Origin of the sequence: Paenibacillus zanthoxyli JH29 (genome assembly GCF_000520715.1) — a bacterium.
GTDB lineage: Bacteria > Bacillota > Bacilli > Paenibacillales > Paenibacillaceae > Paenibacillus_AQ > Paenibacillus_AQ zanthoxyli.
In genome coordinates this window covers 1-1,933 of the sequence record NZ_ASSD01000664.1, presented here as the reverse complement: position 1 = coordinate 1,933, position 1,933 = coordinate 1, and the positions used below count along the sequence as shown (strand labels likewise).

Sequence of the window (1,933 nt, the reverse complement as noted above, 5' to 3'; positions counted from 1 at the left end):
TACCGCTGCTCCCGGTTCCGCCTCGCCTCGTCGGCTTCGAGCTCGGGCTCGGGCAGGCGGAGCAGGTGGCCGCCCTATTGAAGGCGGCCGGGCATTGGAACGAGATCGTGACCATACCCGATCTCGCGGGGATTCCGCGCCATGTGATCGGCATTGCGCGATAAGCGGTCATGGGGGCGGGAATAGGCCAGCCACCGGCTGTCTACCCAAGCATCCCAGCGATGATTGGATTTCTTTTGCCAGTCCCGTTACAATGATAATAAGAGGGGCGCTAACTGCCCCTAAGCTCCGCTGTATAGGCCGAACACACCGCAAGGAGGCAGGAAATGCTGCAAAAGCTAAAAAAAATTGACGGGGTCATTGTCTTTATTCTACTCTCGCTTATGGTTATCTGCATAATGTCGATATACAGCGTCACTCACGGCAGGAGCACCGATGGTTTTCATATCCAAATGCTTAGATACTATATCCTTGGATTTGTCGCTTTTTTTGGCCTGACGTTCCTAGATTATCGGCTGTTGGTCAAATACGGACTTTATATCTACCTTTTCGGAATCGCAGTGCTGATTCTGGTCAGCTTTATCGGCACGGTCCAAAACGGTGCACAAGGTTGGCTTGAAATAGGACGGTTAAGCATTCAGCCTGCTGAATTGTTTAAGCTGATCCTGATTTTATTTCTGGCGTCCGTACTAGTGCTGAAGAGCAAGCAGAAGCTGCGATTTTGGCGTGATGTGATCCCGCTTGGCCTGCTGACGCTGCTCCCGTTTGGCATTGTTATTTCCCAGAACGACCTGGGTAACGCATTAAGCTACATTATCATTTTGTTCGGCTTGCTATGGATCGGCAATATTAAATTTACCCATGCCCTTATCGGTATTCTGTTGATTGCCGCTACGACGGTGGGCGGAATTTGGAGTTATACTCATTATCATGATCAATCCGTGGCTTTTATTGAAAAGGTGATCGGCAGGGAGCATCTGGTAAGCCGTTTCGATCCTTGGCTTGTGCCTGAACTTGCTTCATCCGATGCCAGCTATCAAACTAAAAATGCGATGCTAGCCATTGCTTCAGGGGGCATGAGCGGTGAAGGTTATTTGAAAGGAACTACTGTGCAAAACAATAGGGTGCCGTACACGTATGCCGATTCGATATTTGTGCAGATTGCCGAGGAGTTCGGCTTTGTGGGTTCCGCCATCCTGCTGCTCTTATACTTCATACTGATCCATCGGATGATTCTGATCGCGCTAGAATGCAAGGACAGAGGCGGACCGTTCCTTATCGTCGGCGTCATAGCAATGATGCTGTACCAGATTTTTGAGAATATCGGAGCTTTTATCGGACTAATGCCGCTGACCGGCATTACGCTGCCCTTTATCAGCTACGGTGGCACCTCGCTGTTGATCAATATGGCGAGCATCGGGCTTGTGATGAGCGTGAAGCTGCATGGGCAAGAGGAAGAAGAAGATTTGCCAAAGGCGTCTTATTCGGCACCGGCCAAACAGGGCTGAGGCGTGATTCCCTAGATGACTTTTGTGAAAAAATAAACAACCGTCAGAATTCCCTTGCAAGGGGTCTGGCGGTTGTTTTGCTATCGGCGTCCACTGCCGCCAAGGCTCCGTTAACGAGCTTCAGCTGCGGCGGTACATAACCAATGTCTGCATTGAATACGACCGGGATGCCGAGTTCGCGCTTGACCTCCTCAAAGTAGTGTTCACACTCTATAAATCGAGTACATGCGCGCTGCAAAAATAAATAGATTCATAGGTTTGCGGACTCCGCTTTCCGGGGATACTGACTGACATGAAGCCGAGTGGAGAGGGGTATCCCGACATGAACGCCAAAAGAGGAATCGACGGAGATTCGCTGCGTAAGACCTTTACGTATACTGCCATTTTAATTTGTATCCTTATGTTTGTCATGATGGCCTGGGAAG

Annotated in this window: 1 protein-coding gene and 1 pseudogene; both read left to right on the top strand. The window is 49.9% G+C overall.

The window, feature by feature from the left end; genetic code table 11:
* Positions 1–164 (top strand): annotated as a pseudogene (locus L691_RS33210) (protein-(glutamine-N5) methyltransferase, release factor-specific); the annotation flags it as partial.
* Positions 165–326: 162 nt separating this feature from the next.
* The gene (locus tag L691_RS0125760) at positions 327–1,508 is read left to right on the top strand and encodes an FtsW/RodA/SpoVE family cell cycle protein (protein WP_025693084.1); all 1,182 of its coding nucleotides are present in this window, start codon (positions 327–329) and stop codon (positions 1,506–1,508) included.
* Positions 1,509–1,933 lie beyond the last annotated feature (425 nt).

Bases quoted from the DNA above. Each gene is read 5' to 3' on its own strand.
- L691_RS0125760 (WP_025693084.1), top strand. From the start codon at position 327: ATGCTGCAAAAGCTAAAAAAAATTGACGGGGTCATTGTCTTTATTCTA.